This is a genomic window from Paenibacillus sp. CCS19 (assembly GCF_033239625.1).
Taxonomy (GTDB): Bacteria; Bacillota; Bacilli; order Paenibacillales; family Paenibacillaceae; genus Paenibacillus_T.
This window is the reverse complement of record NZ_BTCK01000145.1, coordinates 1-218: the sequence shown is the minus strand read 5'-3', so window position 1 is coordinate 218 and position 218 is coordinate 1. Positions and strand designations below refer to the sequence as shown.

Sequence of the window (218 nt, the reverse complement as noted above, 5' to 3'; positions counted from 1 at the left end):
TACCATTGGCGCTGGAGGACTTAACGGTCGTGTTCGGTATGGGTACGTGTGGAACCCCTCCGCTATCGACACTAAACAGATTATAATGGCCGATGATCGACCTTTTTTTGAAGACTTGCGCCTTCAAAACTGAACATGAGCGACATGTTTTGGTTTGCAGCTTACGCTGCTTATCCAGTCATCTGCGTGACTGGGTATATCCTTAGAAAGGAGGTGAT

Annotated in this window: 1 rRNA gene; it reads right to left on the bottom strand. The window is 47.2% G+C overall.

Annotated features, from left to right (window positions below):
* Positions 1-76: ribosomal RNA gene (gene rrf / locus SBI19_RS29465) — 5S ribosomal RNA — on the bottom strand; the annotation flags it as partial.
* Positions 77-218 lie beyond the last annotated feature (142 nt).